Annotated in this window: 16 protein-coding genes and 1 tRNA gene; 9 read left to right on the forward strand and 8 right to left on the reverse strand. The window is 50.0% G+C overall.

Going from position 1 to position 16,057, the window contains the following annotated elements; translation table 11 throughout:
* Nucleotides 1–72: 72 nt before the first annotated feature.
* Genes Q0X97_RS07420 through tsaB form a run of 3 tightly spaced genes read right to left on the reverse strand, consistent with a single transcriptional unit; the run spans nucleotide 73 to nucleotide 1,978 of the window.
* Nucleotides 73–864, reverse strand: a complete 792-nt coding sequence (locus tag Q0X97_RS07420; RefSeq protein ID WP_302066715.1) for a uracil-DNA glycosylase family protein — start codon at nucleotides 862–864, stop codon at nucleotides 73–75.
* Nucleotides 858–1,304 (reverse strand): ribosomal protein S18-alanine N-acetyltransferase, encoded by a 447-nt coding sequence (gene rimI / locus Q0X97_RS07425; RefSeq protein WP_302066716.1) that lies wholly within the window; start codon nucleotides 1,302–1,304, stop codon nucleotides 858–860. Before rimI ends, Q0X97_RS07420 begins: the two co-directional genes overlap by 7 nt.
* Nucleotides 1,298–1,978 (reverse strand): tRNA (adenosine(37)-N6)-threonylcarbamoyltransferase complex dimerization subunit type 1 TsaB, encoded by a 681-nt coding sequence (gene tsaB, locus Q0X97_RS07430; RefSeq protein WP_302066717.1) that lies wholly within the window; start codon nucleotides 1,976–1,978, stop codon nucleotides 1,298–1,300. The genes rimI and tsaB overlap by 7 nt, the downstream gene beginning before the upstream one ends.
* A gap of 179 nt (nucleotides 1,979–2,157) precedes the next feature.
* Here tsaB and ychF point away from each other — a divergent pair, with 179 nt between their 5' ends.
* The 4 genes from ychF to tyrS all read left to right on the forward strand — a co-directional run bounded on the left by ychF (nucleotide 2,158) and on the right by tyrS (nucleotide 6,261).
* Nucleotides 2,158–3,249: a redox-regulated ATPase YchF gene (gene ychF / locus Q0X97_RS07435; protein ID WP_064130235.1), complete on the forward strand. Its 1,092-nt coding sequence runs from the start codon at nucleotides 2,158–2,160 to the stop codon at nucleotides 3,247–3,249.
* A gap of 83 nt (nucleotides 3,250–3,332) precedes the next feature.
* Nucleotides 3,333–3,773: a hypothetical protein gene (locus tag Q0X97_RS07440; RefSeq protein WP_302066718.1), complete on the forward strand. Its 441-nt coding sequence runs from the start codon at nucleotides 3,333–3,335 to the stop codon at nucleotides 3,771–3,773.
* A 20-nt stretch (nucleotides 3,774–3,793) separates the two neighbouring features.
* Nucleotides 3,794–4,912: a hypothetical protein gene (locus Q0X97_RS07445; protein ID WP_302066719.1), complete on the forward strand. Its 1,119-nt coding sequence runs from the start codon at nucleotides 3,794–3,796 to the stop codon at nucleotides 4,910–4,912.
* A 53-nt stretch (nucleotides 4,913–4,965) separates the two neighbouring features.
* Complete coding sequence (gene tyrS, locus Q0X97_RS07450) at nucleotides 4,966–6,261, forward strand: tyrosine--tRNA ligase (RefSeq protein ID WP_302066720.1); 1,296 nt, start codon at nucleotides 4,966–4,968, stop codon at nucleotides 6,259–6,261.
* Between the two features lie 65 nt (nucleotides 6,262–6,326).
* Here tyrS and prmB read toward each other — a convergent pair whose 3' ends face one another.
* On the reverse strand, nucleotides 6,327–7,226 hold the full coding sequence (prmB, locus tag Q0X97_RS07455) for a 50S ribosomal protein L3 N(5)-glutamine methyltransferase (RefSeq protein ID WP_302066721.1): 900 nt from the start codon (nucleotides 7,224–7,226) through the stop codon (nucleotides 6,327–6,329).
* A gap of 175 nt (nucleotides 7,227–7,401) precedes the next feature.
* Between prmB and ubiD the strand changes: the two genes are divergently transcribed.
* The 3 genes from ubiD to gluQRS all read left to right on the forward strand — a co-directional run bounded on the left by ubiD (nucleotide 7,402) and on the right by gluQRS (nucleotide 10,422).
* Nucleotides 7,402–8,880, forward strand: coding sequence for a 4-hydroxy-3-polyprenylbenzoate decarboxylase (gene ubiD / locus Q0X97_RS07460; protein WP_302066807.1), 1,479 nt, complete (start codon nucleotides 7,402–7,404; stop codon nucleotides 8,878–8,880).
* Between the two features lie 485 nt (nucleotides 8,881–9,365).
* A tRNA-Ile gene (locus tag Q0X97_RS07465) sits at nucleotides 9,366–9,441 on the forward strand.
* Nucleotides 9,442–9,516: 75 nt separating this feature from the next.
* A complete protein-coding gene (gene gluQRS / locus Q0X97_RS07470) occupies nucleotides 9,517–10,422 on the forward strand; it encodes a tRNA glutamyl-Q(34) synthetase GluQRS (protein WP_302066808.1) in 906 nt (301 codons plus the stop codon).
* 83 nt (nucleotides 10,423–10,505) lie between these two features.
* Here gluQRS and coaD read toward each other — a convergent pair whose 3' ends face one another.
* The 4 genes from coaD to Q0X97_RS07490 all read right to left on the reverse strand — a co-directional run bounded on the left by coaD (nucleotide 10,506) and on the right by Q0X97_RS07490 (nucleotide 13,450).
* Nucleotides 10,506–11,018: a pantetheine-phosphate adenylyltransferase gene (gene coaD / locus Q0X97_RS07475; protein WP_302066722.1), complete on the reverse strand. Its 513-nt coding sequence runs from the start codon at nucleotides 11,016–11,018 to the stop codon at nucleotides 10,506–10,508.
* Nucleotides 11,019–11,135: 117 nt separating this feature from the next.
* Complete coding sequence (gene hemW / locus Q0X97_RS07480; RefSeq protein ID WP_302066723.1) at nucleotides 11,136–12,347, reverse strand: radical SAM family heme chaperone HemW; 1,212 nt, start codon at nucleotides 12,345–12,347, stop codon at nucleotides 11,136–11,138.
* Nucleotides 12,348–12,603: 256 nt separating this feature from the next.
* Nucleotides 12,604–13,206 carry an RdgB/HAM1 family non-canonical purine NTP pyrophosphatase gene (gene rdgB, locus Q0X97_RS07485; RefSeq protein WP_302066724.1) on the reverse strand — a complete coding sequence of 201 codons (603 nt, stop codon included), beginning with the start codon at nucleotides 13,204–13,206 and terminating at the stop codon, nucleotides 12,604–12,606.
* Nucleotides 13,199–13,450 (reverse strand): NGO_0222 family membrane protein, encoded by a 252-nt coding sequence (locus tag Q0X97_RS07490; protein WP_302066725.1) that lies wholly within the window; start codon nucleotides 13,448–13,450, stop codon nucleotides 13,199–13,201. Before Q0X97_RS07490 ends, rdgB begins: the two co-directional genes overlap by 8 nt.
* A gap of 181 nt (nucleotides 13,451–13,631) precedes the next feature.
* On the opposite strand from Q0X97_RS07490, the gene rnhA reads away from it, so the two are divergent.
* Together rnhA and Q0X97_RS07500 are read left to right on the forward strand one after the other, a co-directional pair.
* Nucleotides 13,632–14,069, forward strand: coding sequence for a ribonuclease HI (rnhA, locus tag Q0X97_RS07495; RefSeq protein ID WP_302066726.1), 438 nt, complete (start codon nucleotides 13,632–13,634; stop codon nucleotides 14,067–14,069).
* A 216-nt stretch (nucleotides 14,070–14,285) separates the two neighbouring features.
* Nucleotides 14,286–15,947, forward strand: a complete 1,662-nt coding sequence (locus tag Q0X97_RS07500) for an electron transfer flavoprotein-ubiquinone oxidoreductase (protein WP_302066727.1) — start codon at nucleotides 14,286–14,288, stop codon at nucleotides 15,945–15,947.
* The last annotated feature ends 110 nt before the right edge of the window (nucleotides 15,948–16,057 follow it).

Raw genomic sequence — 16,057 nt, forward strand, 5'->3', positions numbered from 1 at the left:
GAACATCAATACGGCGACGTTTGAGCGGGAGCAGATTAAGGATTAAATATAACTATTTGTTTATTCTTGGATTTACTTTTGAATTGCTTTCCATAATTTTTTTAACTCTACCCAAGCTTGTGCTTTTAATTGCGGTTGACGCAATAGGCGGGCAGGATGAGGAATGCTGAAATAAGGAAGTTCAAGGCATAACTCTGTAATGATATCGGCTGGCTCGGCTTGTTCAAAAAATTGTCCTAAAAACAAAACGGCTTTTGCTTGTGAGGCTGAAAGTTCCGCGTGAATTTGAGGAAGTTCGGTTTGAATGTATTCAATCGGTGGATTGTAATCAAAGGTGGCATCTTTTATCCAACAGGTTTTATGGGTATCTGTCGGGTTTAAGCCAATTGTAATAAGCATATTGTCCAGCAGAGTTCCTACTTCTCCGCTGAAAAATTGCCCCGATATATTGTCTTCTAAAGAGGGACAAACACTAATAATCATAACCGTTGCAGGTTGGATTTTATCGATTAATGATTGTGTTGATGGGGTAATCTTATTTTTAGAAGGTAAAACAGTAATGCTTTTTGATTGAGGAGTAATTTTTTCAGACGGCCTATCTGTTACGGGATAACCGTCTGAAGTTGTTTCGGAATTGCTCACAGATACTTTAGCGGCGGCGATGGCGGCTAAACGTGCCTGATTTGGTATTGCAGCAGAAGATGGTACTTGTATAGCAGGCTTCTGCGGGAAAACTAATGGCTGTTCGGTATTCTCAGTAAGTTGTTGACTGGAAACGGCGGGCAGCACTTTTGCACCTTGTTTCAGCCACATCGGGCCGAGGCCAAGTGCTTCATGCAGGTGCAGATAGCGGCTGCTTAACATAATTTCTCCATTAAAACAGCATCTTCGCGCATATTTTCAGATAAGGTGTAATATAATTTCCGGCGACCATATTCGCTAAAACCGAGTTTTCGGTAAAGCGACTGAGCGGCAATATTGCTTTCCCTCACTTCTAAAAATAAGCGCTCTACTTTATGTTCTAAGGCTGATTGGAACCAGATAGACAACAAATGGGAAGCCAAACCGGTTCGTCGGTATTCAGGAGCAGTAGCAATCAGGTGTAATTCCGATTCTCCACAAATGGTTTGCCATACAGCGAAGGCACTCAGTTTTTTATCTTGTTCGATCACCAAAACAGTATTGAAACGATTATTTAAGGCCGTCTGAAACTGATTGGCAGACCATGGTGATGATGGATTGCATTGCGCATCCAATTCTGCCAAATGGAAGCAGTCTCGGGAAGTAGCCGGGCGTATCAACATGAAGTTGCCTTCCGTTCTGCCTGCTCTTTAGCGGTTAAGGCAATTTTATTGCGAACATACAGCAATTCGGCATGTGCGGCATCAGTAGCAGGGTAATGGCCTGTTAGTGCCAGATTGAGATAATCTACGGCTGTGGGCATTTTTTCTGTGCCTTCGAACGGCGGTTTATCAACCAGAGCAAAGGCATTGCCGATGCCTATCGGGTTTTTGGCATATTCAGGTGGTGTGATTTCAACAGCTTTTCCAACCGAATAATTGCTTAGATACCGGTGGTTTTTAGTGTCCAACCAAGCGTAGAACACTTCACCCATGCGTGCATCCGTTGCTGCCAGCACGCATGGTAAATCAGGCAATTGGTAGGCTACCGCATCTAAGCAGGGTATGCCGACAAGCGGTGTGGCAAACGGCGCAGCCAAACCTTGGGCTACGCCTATGCCTATGCGAAGGCCGGTAAATGCTCCCGGCCCTTGCGCATAGACGATTATTCCTAAATCTGCTGCTCGGATATTACATTCATCAAATAATTCAGTAATTTGAGGGAGAATTAAATCGGATTGCTTATTGCCTGCCTCTGCATGGCGGCTGACGGTTTTGTCTCCTACACGCAATGCCAGCGACAGAAACGATGTGCTGGTATCAATGGCGAGAGCAGGACGGGAAAAGTCGGCTTGCATAAATCAAAGTAAACTTATTTTCAGGCGCACATTATACCCTACAACGGCGAGTGATTACCGGTTTATTGTCTTTGCGAGCGTGTTTGGCTTTGCTTTTTCAGACGGCCTTCCGTAAGCCAAAGGCCGTCTGAAATATGCTACAATTTCACGTTAATTTTTACTGAATTTCAGGAACAAACATGAGCTTAAAATGCGGCATCGTCGGCCTGCCCAACGTCGGCAAATCCACCTTGTTCAACGCCTTAACCCAATCCGGTATTGAGGCGGCCAACTACCCCTTCTGTACGATTGAACCCAACGTTGGCATCGTCGAAGTGCCCGATCCGCGCATGGCCGAGCTGGCTAAAATCGTTAACCCGCAAAAAATGCAGCCCGCCATTGTCGAATTTGTCGACATCGCAGGCTTGGTAGCAGGCGCGAGCAAAGGCGAAGGCTTGGGCAACCAGTTTCTCGCCAACATCCGCGAAACCGATGCCATCGTGAACGTTGTACGCTGTTTCGACGACGACAATATCGTGCACGTTTCCGGCAAAGTCGATCCGATTGCCGACATCGAAACTATCGGCACCGAGCTGGCATTGGCCGACCTTGCCAGCGTAGAAAAAGCCATTATTCGTGAAGGTAAGCGCGCCAAATCAGGCGATAAAGACGCGCAAAAACTCGTTGCCTTGTGCGAAAAACTGCTGCCCCATCTCAACGAAGGCAAACCCGTGCGCTCATTCGGCCTTGATGCAGAAGAACTCGCCATGCTGCGCCCCCTGTTTCTGCTCACCGCCAAACCCGCCATGTATGTGGGCAACGTAGCGGAAGACGGTTTTGAAAACAACCCGCACTTAGACCGCCTGAAAGAATTGGCTGCCAAAGAAAACGCGCCCGTAGTCGCCGTGTGCGCCGCATTGGAAAGCGAAATCGCCGAACTCGAAGACGAAGAAAAAGCCGAATTCCTCGCCGAAATGGGCTTGGAAGAACCCGGTCTCAACCGCCTGATCCGCGCCGGCTACGATCTGCTCGGCCTGCAAACCTACTTTACCGCCGGCGTAAAAGAAGTCCGCGCTTGGACCATTCACAAAGGCGACACCGCCCCGCAAGCCGCCGGCGTGATTCACACCGATTTCGAACGCGGCTTCATCCGCGCCCAAGTCATTGCTTACGACGATTTCGTTACCTTAGGCGGCGAAGCCAAAGCTAAAGAAGCCGGCAAAATGCGTGCAGAAGGCAAGGAATATGTGGTGCAGGACGGGGATGTGATTCATTTCTTGTTTAATGTGTAAGTAAGGCCGTCTGAAAATAAGAAAATGGTTGAGTTATAAACTCAACCATTTAAATTTTTAATCAAATAATTTTAGATTAAAGTATGTGCTTCGATTTTGAAAAAAAACATGAATTTCTTACAGGAAGTCATGGAAAAGACACATGGGTAATAATGTATGAATCAGATTATAAAAGTAATAAATATCATTATGGAATGTATAGTGCTTTAGCTGATTTAGAAACTTGTGAGAAATCATTAAATAGTGCTAGCTGGGATCTTCTTGCGTCAGGAGGGTTACCATCATTTGTAGAACATTTAGATGAAAATGGAGAATGGATTAGAAATTATGTTGGCTATGATAACACTGACTTTGAAAGACTTATTTATCTAAGGGATTTTAAAAATATTGTAGAAGGTTATGTTGAAGTGTCAGAAGAATTTCGCTTATTTCATAATCTTTACTATGATAGTGTGAATAATAGATATTTAGATTTTGATGATTGTGGTGATTTTATTGAAGTAATAAAAATAACAAAAAAGTAGAGATACGCTGAAAATATTTAATGGAATATCTATCTGCTAAATGTAAAAATCTTATTTTATATTGGGATGTAACACTTTTTCATGAAAATCAAAAAGAATTTCATATCCACCCTTACATTAAAAATGAAGAATTAGTTTGTATTTTTAATAAAAACCATCCTAAAATATTTGATGACTCGTATTGTTCGGTATTCTATGGTAAGAAAATAATTTTTCAAGAAAAAATTCAATCTGATCCTAAAAAACATGAAAGTTTCTGTATTGCTGGAAATGATGAAAATCCCCATTTTTATTCCTGCGATAATTCAAAGTTAGCAGATAATTTTGGGCATAATCCAAATAATCCTTACTATTTGACTCCTGTTTTCTTTAAAAAAGAAGTCATGCAAAAATATTACGAGTCCGATAAATATGAGGTTCAGGATGGTTCTCTAAGGTGTCAAGGGTTATGGAGCATTCATATTGATAATGGGTTACCTAATCATGTCTCTGTATTTTTGGGTGATTTAGGTAGAGATATGCCTTATAAAGAACAGCAGTATTGGAAGTTATTCAATGTTCCACCTGAGTCTCTTAAAATTAGCGAGGGAAGTTTTAGACGCAGTTTTTTAGGAGAGTTTGCTGATTCTAGCAGCCCGGAATTTCGATTTAAATCTGAATTTGAACAATTGAATAATAAATGGAAAGAACATTTTGGTTGGAATCTTTTTCTTCCATTATCTCAAGAAGATCAACATTTTTTTGAAAATATTAGAACACTCATTGCAGACAGCCAAAGAGAATTTGATAACGTAATTTTTGCACTGGCTAAAAGCACTATCGATTCATTAAATGTTAAAGATATGCGGACTTTTTTGGGCAAGGATTGCAATGATGAAAGTAAATCATTACAACTTTTCGAAGAAATTTTAATTAAGCTGCATGTTTTAAATGCACTAGACAAAGTGAATTTTTTGCGCAATATTCAAAATTTACGCTCTTCAAGTTCTGCTCACAGGAAAGGCAAGCAGTTTGAAAAGTTAAAAAGTCAAACAGTTTTGTTACAAAACAAGCAATATCAAAATTATGTTGAATCTGTTTTAAATACATTTGCTGAATTATGCAAGGAACTCATAAAGCATTTAAGTTTCGAAACTTAAAATACTCAATTTAAAAAATAATTTTAAAAATCAAAATAAGGATTTATTTAGAAATGAGTGTAATCCAAGACCTCCAATCCCGCGGCTTAATCGCGCAAACCACTGATGCCGAAGCCTTAGACGCTTTATTAAACGAACAAAAAATCGCTTTATATTGCGGTTTCGACCCTACTGCCGACAGTCTGCATATCGGCCATTTGCTGCCTGTGCTGGCTTTGCGCCGTTTCCAATTGGCTGGGCATACGCCGGTGGCTTTGGTGGGCGGTGCAACGGGCATGATCGGCGATCCGAGTTTCAAGGCGGTTGAGCGCAGTTTGAATACGGCGGAAACCGTGGCGGGCTGGGTGGAAAAAATCCGCAACCAGCTCAAGCCTTTTTTGAGTTTTGAGGGCGACAATGCCGCGATTATGGCGAACAACTACGATTGGTTCGGCGGCATGAACTGCTTGGATTTCCTGCGCGACATCGGCAAGCATTTTTCTGTGAATGCGATGTTGAACAAAGAATCGGTGAAGCAGCGTATCGAGCGCGACGACGTGGGTATTTCGTTTACCGAATTTGCTTACGCGCTGCTGCAAGGCTATGACTTTGCCGAATTGAACAAACGCTACGGCACGGTGTTGCAAATCGGCGGATCCGACCAATGGGGCAACATCACCGGCGGTATTGATTTGTGCCGCCGCTTAAACAAAGTAACGGCTTACGGCCTGACTTTGCCGCTGGTAACAAAATCAGACGGCACGAAATTCGGCAAAACCGAAGGCGGCGCAGTGTGGTTGGATGCGCAAAAAACTTCGCCTTACCAGTTTTACCAATTCTGGCTGAAAGTAGCTGATGCAGATGTGTATAAATTCCTGAAATACTTCACGTTCTTGTCGGTTGAAGAAATTGATGCCATAGAAGCGAAAGACAAAGCCAGCGGCGTAAAACCGGAGGCGCAGCGTATTTTAGCGGAAGAAATGACCCGCCTGATTCACGGCGAAGAGGCTTTGGAAGCGGCGCAACGCATTTCCGCCAGTCTGTTTTCCGGCGACGAAAGCAGCCTCACCGAAAGCGACTATGCACAGCTTGCTTTAGACGGCTTGCCGGCGTTTGAGGTATCAGGCCGTCTGAATGTGGTGGAAGCCTTGATTACTGCGGGTTTGGCCAAGTCAAACAAAGAAGCGCGCGAGTTTGTGAAGAACAAAGCGGTTTTGCTCAACGGTGAAACAGCCGTGTTCAACAATCCCGAACACACCGCCGAAAAGCCCGATGATGCCTACCTGATTACCGACGAACACAAACGCTTCGGCAAATACACGATTATCCGCCGCGGCAAGCGCAATCATGCGTTGCTGGTTTGGAAATAAGCAGTTGAAATATTTGAGGCCGTCTGAAAAGTTTTCAGACGGCCTTTTGGTATGGAACGGCAGGTTTATTCTTCGCCCAGCAATTGTTCGCGTGTCAGCAGGAATACGAAGCCGTCGCCGCCGCTGGTTTCCAGCCAAGTGACAGGGAGTTCGGGGTAGGCGGCTTCGAGCACGTCGCGGTTATGGCCGATTTCCACCAGCAGTACGCCTTTGGGGTTGAGGAACTTCGCTGCCTGCAAGATGATTTCGCGGGTGGCATCGAGGCCGTCCGAACCGCTGCCGAGGGCGAGCTCCGGCTCGTGCAAATATTCGGGCGGCAGTTCGTCAACCGATTCGGCATCCACATAGGGCGGGTTGGAAACGATTAAATCGTACGTGCCTTCCAAGCCTTCAAACAAATCGGTGTGTATCAGGTTGATGCGGTCTTGCAGGCCGTAGTCTTCAACGTTGATGGCGGCCACTTCCAATGCGTCCAAACTTAAATCGACGGCATCGATTTCGGCGGCGGGGTAGTGGTGTGCCATCTGAATCGCCAAACAGCCGCTGCCGGTGCATAAATCCAAAGCGCGGTGAACCAGTTCTTCGTGTTCTATCCACGGTTGCAGCGGTTCGCCCAGCAGCTCGTAAATAAACGAACGCGGCACAATCACGCGCTCGTCGACGTAAAAGTCGAAATCGCCCTGCCAAGCCTGATTGGTAAGGTAGGCAACCGGCACGCGGTCGGTAACGCGCCGTTCGATTAATTCCAACACTTCTACGATTTCGCTTTGCAGTAATTTGGCATCGAGATACGGGTCGAGAATGTCGAGCGGCAGATTGAGGGTGTGCAGAATCAGGTAGGCGGCTTCGTCGTGGGCGTTGTCGCTGCCGTGGCCGAAATGCAGCCCGGCATCGTTAAAGCGGCTGACGGCAAAGCGCAAAAGGTCGCGCACAGTGGAAAGTTGTTTGGCGGCTTCGGCGAACATGGGGTTTCCGTTCGTAAGGTAAAAACGTGATTATAGCGGAGGAACGGTTGCAAGAGTATTTCAGACGGCCTCCTGAATAATGAAGTGGCCTTCTGCTATAATCCGCCGTTCTTATCTGTTTCTTATCAACAGGCCGTCTGAAAACGGCTTTTCAGACGGCCTCGAAAGTAATCTGATGAAATACAACGATCTGCGTGATTTTATCCAAAAACTTGAGCAGGAAAACAAACTCAAGCGCATCGGTTTGCCGGTTTCTCCCCATTTGGAAATGACCGAAATTGCCGACCGCGTGTTGCGTGTCGGCGGGCCGGCGCTGTTGTTTGAAAATCCGGTGCGGCAAGACGGTTCGCGTTACGATTTTCCCGTGCTGGCCAATCTGTTCGGCACGCCCGAGCGGGTGGCGATGGGCATGGGGGCGGACAGTGTGGACAAGCTGCGCGAAATCGGCAAAACGCTGGCCTATCTGAAAGAACCGGAGCCGCCCAAAGGCATTAAAGACGCGTTTTCCAAACTGCCGCTGCTGAAAGACATCTGGAGCATGGCACCGAATGTGGTGAAAAAAGCGCCGTGCCAAGAAATCGTGATTGAAGGCGACGACGTCGATTTAAGCAAACTTCCGATTCAGCATTGTTGGCCGGAAGACATTGCACCGCTGGTAACATGGGGGCTTACCGTTACCCGCGGCCCGCATAAAAAACGCCAGAATTTAGGCATTTACCGCCAACAGCTTATCGGCAAAAACAAGCTGATTATGCGCTGGCTGGCACACCGCGGCGGCGCGTTGGATTTTCAGGCGCATAAAAAAGCCCACCCCGGTGTGCCGTACCCCGTGGCGGTGGTATTGGGCTGTGATCCGGCTACTATTTTGGGCGCGGTAACGCCGGTGCCTGATACCTTGAGCGAATATCAGTTTGCCGGTTTGCTGCGCGGTTCGCGTACCGAATTGGTGAAATGTATCGGCAGCGATTTGCAAGTGCCCGCGCGTGCCGAAATCGTGCTCGAAGGCGTTATCCACCCCGATGAAACCGCGCTGGAAGGGCCTTACGGCGACCACACCGGCTATTACAACGAGCAGGATTGGTTTCCCGTGTTTACGGTGGAACGCATCACTATGCGCGAAAATCCGATTTACCACAGCACTTATACCGGCAAACCGCCCGACGAACCTGCCGTGCTGGGCGTGGCATTGAACGAAGTGTTCGTGCCGCTGTTGCAAAAGCAGTTTCCCGAAATCGTCGATTTCTACCTGCCGCCCGAAGGCTGTTCGTACCGCATGGCCGTGGTCAGCATCAAAAAGCAATACGCGGGGCACGCCAAGCGGGTGATGATGGGCTGCTGGAGTTTTCTGCGCCAGTTTATGTACACCAAATTCATTGTGGTGGTGGACGACGATGTGGACTGCCGCGACTGGAAAGAAGTGATTTGGGCGATTACCACCCGCATGGACCCCGTGCGAGATACGGTGTTGGTAGAAAACACGCCGATCGACTACCTCGACTTTGCCAGCCCCGTTTCAGGCTTGGGCGGCAAAATGGGCTTGGATGCCACCAACAAATGGCCGGGCGAAACCGACCGCGAATGGGGGCGCGTGATTGAGCGCGACAAAGCCACCGTGGCGAAAGTGGATGCGATGTGGAGCGAGCTGGGGTTGTAATGAATTGTGAGATTTAATTATTTAGACAACACTTAACATAAGCCTTATATAATCTTGTATAATAATAAAATTAAGGTTGTATAGGCAGCGTAATCCTAGCGGCCAATGAAATATTATTAATATTCTCTATTGCCATTTTTCTTTTATTGTCAATAAATCAATTTTTATCTTTATCATCTATAAAAGAAAGGAATAGCGTTATGGAATTATTACTTAATATTATTTTCAATGCAATTAGTGTCTTAGGTGCTATTTTTAGTTATTTGAGTAATTCATTGGTAACTCTGCCTATACAATCTTAAAAATGTATGTGATGTATGTGAGTAGCTTGGTGCGATGTGCTGGGCGAGAGAGCAAAATGCTAGGTTTTGTTGGGTTCGAATCCCAATACTCACTTCAAAAATAACAAGGCCGTCTGAAAACATCTTTTCAGACGGCCTTGTTTCGGCAGTAAAGTGTGGTACAATAGCGGCCTTTCATAACCCGGGTCTGTAGCTCAGGGGTTAGAGCAGGGGACTCATAATCCCTTGGTCGTGGGTTCGAACCCCACCGGACCCACCAAAATACCCAACCGCATGAAGCAGCCGTTTCATGCGGTTTTGTTTTTTTATCCGCAAGACAATGAATTCAAAAATGATGTACACCGGACGTTTCGCGCCCAGCCCCACGGGTTTGCTGCATATCGGTTCGCTGCTTACCGCCGTGGCTTCTTACGCCGATGCCAAAGCGCACGGCGGCAGATGGCTGGTGCGGATGGAAGACCTCGACCCGCCGCGTGAAATGGCGGGGGCGGCAGACGATATTTTGCGTACGCTCGAAGCATTCGGTTTTGAGTGGGACGGCAAAGTGGCGTATCAAAGCCGCCGTTATGCACTTTATGAAGACGCTTTAGGCCGTCTGAAAAACAAAGGGCTGGTGTATCCCTGCTATTGCAGCCGTAAAGACTGGCAGGCGGCAGCGCGGTTGGGGGCGGACGGTTTCGTGTATAACGGCAAGTGCGGCAAGCCCGATTACAGGCCGTCTGAAAACGATTCGGCTAAAACGCCGGCATGGCGGCTGCGCGTGCCCGACGAAGTGGTGGGCTTCGACGACGAAATCGTCGGGCATTATGAGCAGAATCTCGCCCGCGACATCGGCGACTTCGTGCTGCTTCGGGCGGACGGTTTTTGGGCGTATCAGCTTGCGGTGGTGGCGGATGATGCCGATCAGGGCATCACGCATATCGTGCGCGGGCAGGATTTGCTGGTGTCCACTCCGCGCCAGATTTGGCTGCAACGCTGTTTGGGCTATGCCGTGCCGCACTATGCGCACCTGCCGTTGCTGGTTAATGTGCAAGGGCAGAAATGGTCGAAACAGACGCTGGCTCCGGCATTGGATTTAAACGCGCGGGAACGGCTGCTGCGGCAGATAACGACATACCTGAATCTGCCCGATGCGCCGGAAGTGGACAAACCGCAAGAACTGCTGGCATGGGCTGCGGCGCATTGGGACATGCGGAACGTGCCGCGCGAAGCAATCTGTACGGAAGGTACGGATAGGTAGATTTATCAAATCACAAAGGCAAAGGCCGTCTGAAAGCTCATAAGGTTCGCTTTCAGACGGCCTTTTTCTAACTTCGGGGCGCGTTAATCCGAGTTTTCGTGGTCTTTCAGAATTTTTTGATACACCGCTTCGGGCAGGTAGCGGCGAATCATCTCGCGCCATCCTTCGGGGCCGACCATGCCTTTGACCATAGTGGACGACACTTCGGCGAATTCGCGCGGCGGCATCAGGATAACGGTGGTGATGTCGGGCTGCAAATCGCTGTTGATGTAGCGCATCGAGCGTTCGTATTCGTAGTCGGAGGCGGTGCGGATGCCGCGAACCACGAAACGCGCGCCGATGCTGTAAGCGTAGTCCACCAAAAAGCGGTTGCCGAAGATGGTTACTTTCACGTTGGGGAATTCCTGCGTAATCGCTTCCAGCATTTCGCGGCGTTCTTCGGCGGTGTAGGTGCTGTGTTTTTCAGGGTTGACACCGATGGCGATAATCAGTTCGTCGAACATGGCCTGTGCGCGGCTGATCATCCATAAATGGCCGTTGGTGGGCGGATCGAAACTGCCTGCATAAACGGCACGGCGCAGAGTGGGAGTGCTCATGTGGAAAATCGGAAAGATTGAATAAACGGCTGGCAGGATAATGCTTGGGAAAATGAATGTCAAAACAAAAAAGCCGTCTGAAAAGAACAACTTGTTTTTCAGACGGCCTGGCGGTTTTTATCCATATGTTTTATTTGGGCTTATTGTAAGCCTCATAAAAAAACATTGCAGCAAGTCGTTGAGAAACCGCCGCCCCAGTTCGGTCGGTCTGAAAAATTGCGGATCGGTATCCAGCAGCCCTTGCTGTTGCGCGGTACGGATTTGCGCTGCGATGTGCGCGGGCGAGATGCCGGTGCGCTCTTGCAGCCATGCGGCGGGCACGCCGTCGGTCAGGCGCAGCGCGTTCATCATGAATTCGAACGGCAAATCTTCGGCCGCCACGGGTTTGCGTTCGATGGCATCGGCAGGATGGCTGTGCATGGCGGCAAGATAATCGTTGGGATGGCGCTTGCGGGTGGTGCGTTCGATGCGGGTAGGGTAGGAAATCTTGCCGTGCGCACCCGCACCGATGCCGATGTAGTCGCCGAACTGCCAATAATTGAGGTTGTGGCGGCATTGATGGTTGTGGCGGGCGAAGGCGGAAGTTTCGTAATGCTCGAAACCTGCGCTTAAAAGCTCGGCGTGAACGGCATCTTCGATATCTTGCGCCGTTTCGTCTTGCGGCAGGCCTTTCGGCGGCGTGTGTCCGAAAGGCGTGTTCGGCTCCATCGTCAAATGGTAGGCGCTGATGTGGCTTGCGCCGGTAGCGATGGTGGTTTGGATGTCGGATAAGGCCGTCTGAACGGTTTGGTTCGGCAGCGCATACATGATATCGACGTTCACTTTTTCAAACAGGCCGAGGGCGGTTTCGATGGCATTCAGGGCTTCGCTGCGGTTGTGGATGCGCCCCAATGCGCTGAGTGCGGCATCGTTGAAACTCTGCACGCCGATGGATAGCCGCGTGATGCCTGCGTCTTTAAACCCCTGAAATTTCTCTTTTTCAAACGTGCCCGGATTGGCCTCGAGCGTGATTTCGGCTTGCGGTTGCAGTTTGACAAGCGAACGGATGCCGCTGAGCAGACAGTCTATCGAGGCCGCCTGAAACAGGCTGGGAGTGCCGCCGCCGATAAAAATCGTTTCGACGGGCCGCCCCCACACGTTGGGCAGTTCGGTTTGCAGGTCGGCCAGCAGCGCATCAACATAGGCTTGTTCGGCCAAGTCGCTTTTGGCTTGATGCGAGTTGAAGTCGCAATACGGGCATTTGCGCACGCACCACGGTATGTGGATGTAGAGCGATAAGGGGGGCAGGGCGGTAAGGTGGCCTGCGCGGGTGAAGCTGAGTTCGGTCATGGTCGGGTATAAGGCGGTAGGCGTTTTCAGACGGCCTCAAAGGAGAGCGAAAGGGTCAAGGAGAGGCCGTCTGAAAGTTTGCGGCAAATAAACTTTGTTTCTGCTGCGGTGCTTTAGCTCGAAGAGAATGATGTTGCAGACCGCCGCAAGTGGCCAGAATCGGTTCTGTGCTCTTTGCACCGGCTGCGGCTTGCCGCTTGGTATCAAAAATAAGTTTATCGGCTATACGATGGTTTTCAGACGGCCTATGCGGGTTTTATTGCGGATACAGCAAATCGATTTTCTTTTTCAATTCAACCAATGCCGATCCGCGGTGGCTGATGCGGTTTTTGGTATCGGGGTCAAGTTCGGCGGCGGTGCAGCCTAATTCAGGCAGATAAAAATGCGGGTCGTAGCCGAAGCCGTTTTCCCCCGCCGCCTGCTGCTGCCAAACGCCGCGCCAGATGCCTTCGGCGATGATCGGCTGCGGATCGTTTTCATGGCGCACCAAAACCAGCACGCAAACGTAATAGCAGCTTTGATCGGCCTTGCCGGCGAGTTCGGCGGATAGTTTGGCATTGTTGGCGGCATCGGATTTCGGGTTTTCGCCGGCGAAGCGTGCCGAATAAACGCCAGGCGCACCGCCCAAAGCGGGCACGCAGATACCGCTGTCGTCGGCCAGTGCCGGTTTGCCGCTGTGTTTGCTGGCATGGCGGGCTTTGGCGATGGCGTTTTCGATAAAAGTAACGTGCGGTTCGGGGCATTCGGGTACGTTGAATGCGGATTGCGGCAGCACTTCGATATGGCGGCCTGCAAACCAGCGGGTGAATTCTTTGAGTTTGCCGGCATTGCCGCTGGCCAAGACGATTTGTTTAAACATGTTTGTTTTCCTGTTGTTCCGCCTGCATGCGCGCGGCTTGGATGGCTTTATTCCGCGCCACTTGGCGGATATAGAGGGCGAGACAGGCAATCTGGCCGAACACGGCGGCAAAGGCGAATAAAAAGCCGGCGACGGCAAATTGTTTGCTTCCGATAGAAAGCAGCCAACTTCCGAGCAATACTAAAGCCATGAATAAAAGCGTAAAAAAGGCGATGCCGAGCAGATAAGTTTTGCGGGCGTTCATAAGCGGCGGAAATGTGCGTGAAAAGAATGCATTATAGCGGAAGAAGCGGATAATTCTAAGCCGCGGCACCAAAATCGGGCTTGGCTTCCAAGCCGTTTGCCGCGATATGCCGAGGCCGTCTGAAAAGGTTTTTCAGACGGCCTGTGATATGATGCGCCCGTGACGAATCAAGCAGATTGATATGGAAAAAACCGTTTACCTATACACCGACGGCGCGTGCAAAGGCAACCCCGGCGCAGGCGGCTGGGGTGTGCTGATGCGCTACGGCACGCACGAAAAAGAATTGTTCGGCGGCGAGGCCGAAACCACCAACAACCGTATGGAACTGACCGCCGTTATCGAAGGGTTGAAAGCATTGAAACGCCGTTGCAGCGTGCAAATCTGCACCGATTCGCAATATGTGAAAAACGGCATGGAAAGCTGGATACACGGCTGGAAGAAAAACGGCTGGAAAACCGCGTCGAAGCAGCCGGTAAAAAATGAAGACTTATGGCGCGAACTGGATACGCTGGTGAGGAAACACGACGTAACATGGGCTTGGGTGAAAGGCCATGCGGGGCATGCCGAAAACGAACGTGCCGATGCGTTGGCAAACAAAGGCGCGGCGGCGTTTTCTTAAAGCAAAGGTGTTTTCAGACGGTCGGAAACCTTGCCTCGATGCCGGATAAGGTTCCGGCTTTTTTTAATCTCGCTCAATACAATGGCAGTATGCTTTCTTCGCAGATTTGCGGTGTTGTATAATTACATGTTTGATTGCAAGCCGAATATACAGGCCGTCTGAAAACACATTTCCAACCGGACGGCCGTTAAACAAAACAGCACAGGAACTCCAACCATGACCGAAACCATTGAACGCGACAGCATGCAATACGATGTTGTGATTGTCGGCGCAGGCCCGGCGGGATTATCCGCCGCCATCCGGCTCAAACAGCTTGCGGAACAGGCGGGCCGCGAAACCAGCATCTGCGTGGTGGAAAAAGGTTCGGAAGTGGGTGCGCATATTTTGTCCGGCGCGGTGATCGACCCGTTGGTGTTGGACGAACTGCTGCCCGATTGGAAAGAATTGGACGCACCGCTTACCCGCAGCGTGACCGCCGACAAAGTGCTGTTCCTCACCAAAAACAAAGCCATTAAGCTGCCCGTTACCCCCAATTTCAATAACCACGGCAACTACGTCATCAGCCTCGGCGCGTTGTGCCGCTGGCTGGCGGAGCAGGCGGAAAACCTCGGCGTGGAAATCTATCCGGGCTTTGCCGCATCGGAAGTGCTGTACCATCCCGACGGCTCGGTAAAAGGCATCGCTACCGGCAATATGGGCGTGGGCAAAGACGGCGAACCGACCGACAATTTCCAGCCCGGCATGGAATTGTGGGCGCAGCAAACCATTTTCGCCGAAGGCTGCCGCGGCTCGCTTACCCGACAACTCATCCAAAAATACGCGCTCGACCGCGATTGCCAGCCGCAAACCTACGGCATCGGCATCAAAGAAATCTGGGAAGTGCCCGAAGGCCGTTGCCAACCCGGATTGGTGGTGCACAGCACGGGTTGGCCGTTGGATAGCAAAACCTACGGCGGTTCGTTTATCTACCATCTCGACAATAATCAGGTGGCCGTCGGCTTCGTGGTCGGTTTGGATTATCAAAACCCCTATCTTTCACCATTTGAAGAATTCCAACGTTTCAAAACCCACCCCGAAATCCGCAAAACTTTTGAAGGCGGCCGCCGCATCGCTTACGGCGCGCGTGCGCTTAACGAGGGCGGTCTGCAAAGCCTGCCCAAGCTCTCGTTTAAAGGCGGCGTGCTGGTGGGGGATGCGGCGGGCTTCTTGAACGTGCCACGCATCAAAGGCATCCACACCGCCATTAAATCGGCCATGTTGGCCGCCGAGGCTGTATTCCCGATTTTGGAAAATTTAGAAGAGGTCGAATCGTTTGAACACGGCAAAGAAGCCGTTGCTTATGAAGATTTGTTCAAACAAAGCTGGGCCTACCGTGAGCTTTACGCCGCACGCAATATCCGCCCGTCGTTTAAATGGGGCTTGTTCCCCGCGATGGCTTATACAGGTTTGGAACAATATGTCTTCAAGGGCAGAACACCGTGGACGATCAAACACCACGGCACCGACCACGGTTCGCTGAAAAAAGCCGCGGCCTGCCGTCCAATCGATTATCCGAAACCTGATAACAAACTGACGTTCGACCGCCTCAGCAGCGTGTTTTTAGCCAACATCAGCCATGAAGAAAACCAGCCGTCGCACCTCACGCTGAAAAATCCGCAAACCATACTCGACGTGAATTTGCAGGAATACGCGGCCCCCGAAACCCGCTATTGCCCGGCGGGTGTGTATGAAATCGTGGAAGAGGGCGGCAAACCGCAACTGCAAATCAACGCCCAAAACTGCGTGCATTGCAAAACCTGTGATATCAAAGACCCGACCCAGAATATCATCTGGATTTGCCCCGAAGGGGCAAGCGGGCCGAATTACGGCGCGATGTAGCAATCGGCAGGCGAGAGGCCGTCTGAAAAGTTTCAGACGGCCTCTTGCTGTTTTCGTGATTTGCAAGCCGCCGGAAATCATAAGACAATACCGCATCTGAAACCCGACGC

This window comes from Neisseria sp. MVDL19-042950, from assembly GCF_030504625.1.
Lineage (GTDB): Bacteria > Pseudomonadota > Gammaproteobacteria > Burkholderiales > Neisseriaceae > Neisseria.

Excerpts from the sequence above, each read along its gene's own strand:
- Q0X97_RS07420 (WP_302066715.1), bottom strand. The coding sequence starts at position 864 with ATGTTAAGCAGCCGCTATCTGCACCTGCATGAAGCACTTGGCCTCGGC.
- rimI (WP_302066716.1), bottom strand. The coding sequence starts at position 1,304 with ATGTTGATACGCCCGGCTACTTCCCGAGACTGCTTCCATTTGGCAGAA.
- tsaB (WP_302066717.1), bottom strand. The coding sequence starts at position 1,978 with ATGCAAGCCGACTTTTCCCGTCCTGCTCTCGCCATTGATACCAGCACA.
- ychF (WP_064130235.1), top strand. The coding sequence starts at position 2,158 with ATGAGCTTAAAATGCGGCATCGTCGGCCTGCCCAACGTCGGCAAATCC.
- Q0X97_RS07440 (WP_302066718.1), top strand. The coding sequence starts at position 3,333 with ATGTGCTTCGATTTTGAAAAAAAACATGAATTTCTTACAGGAAGTCAT.
- Q0X97_RS07445 (WP_302066719.1), top strand. The coding sequence starts at position 3,794 with ATGGAATATCTATCTGCTAAATGTAAAAATCTTATTTTATATTGGGAT.
- tyrS (WP_302066720.1), top strand. The coding sequence starts at position 4,966 with ATGAGTGTAATCCAAGACCTCCAATCCCGCGGCTTAATCGCGCAAACC.
- prmB (WP_302066721.1), bottom strand. The coding sequence starts at position 7,226 with ATGTTCGCCGAAGCCGCCAAACAACTTTCCACTGTGCGCGACCTTTTG.
- ubiD (WP_302066807.1), top strand. The coding sequence starts at position 7,402 with ATGAAATACAACGATCTGCGTGATTTTATCCAAAAACTTGAGCAGGAA.
- gluQRS (WP_302066808.1), top strand. The coding sequence starts at position 9,517 with ATGTACACCGGACGTTTCGCGCCCAGCCCCACGGGTTTGCTGCATATC.
- coaD (WP_302066722.1), bottom strand. The coding sequence starts at position 11,018 with ATGAGCACTCCCACTCTGCGCCGTGCCGTTTATGCAGGCAGTTTCGAT.
- hemW (WP_302066723.1), bottom strand. The coding sequence starts at position 12,347 with ATGACCGAACTCAGCTTCACCCGCGCAGGCCACCTTACCGCCCTGCCC.
- rdgB (WP_302066724.1), bottom strand. The coding sequence starts at position 13,206 with ATGTTTAAACAAATCGTCTTGGCCAGCGGCAATGCCGGCAAACTCAAA.
- Q0X97_RS07490 (WP_302066725.1), bottom strand. The coding sequence starts at position 13,450 with ATGAACGCCCGCAAAACTTATCTGCTCGGCATCGCCTTTTTTACGCTT.
- rnhA (WP_302066726.1), top strand. The coding sequence starts at position 13,632 with ATGGAAAAAACCGTTTACCTATACACCGACGGCGCGTGCAAAGGCAAC.
- Q0X97_RS07500 (WP_302066727.1), top strand. The coding sequence starts at position 14,286 with ATGACCGAAACCATTGAACGCGACAGCATGCAATACGATGTTGTGATT.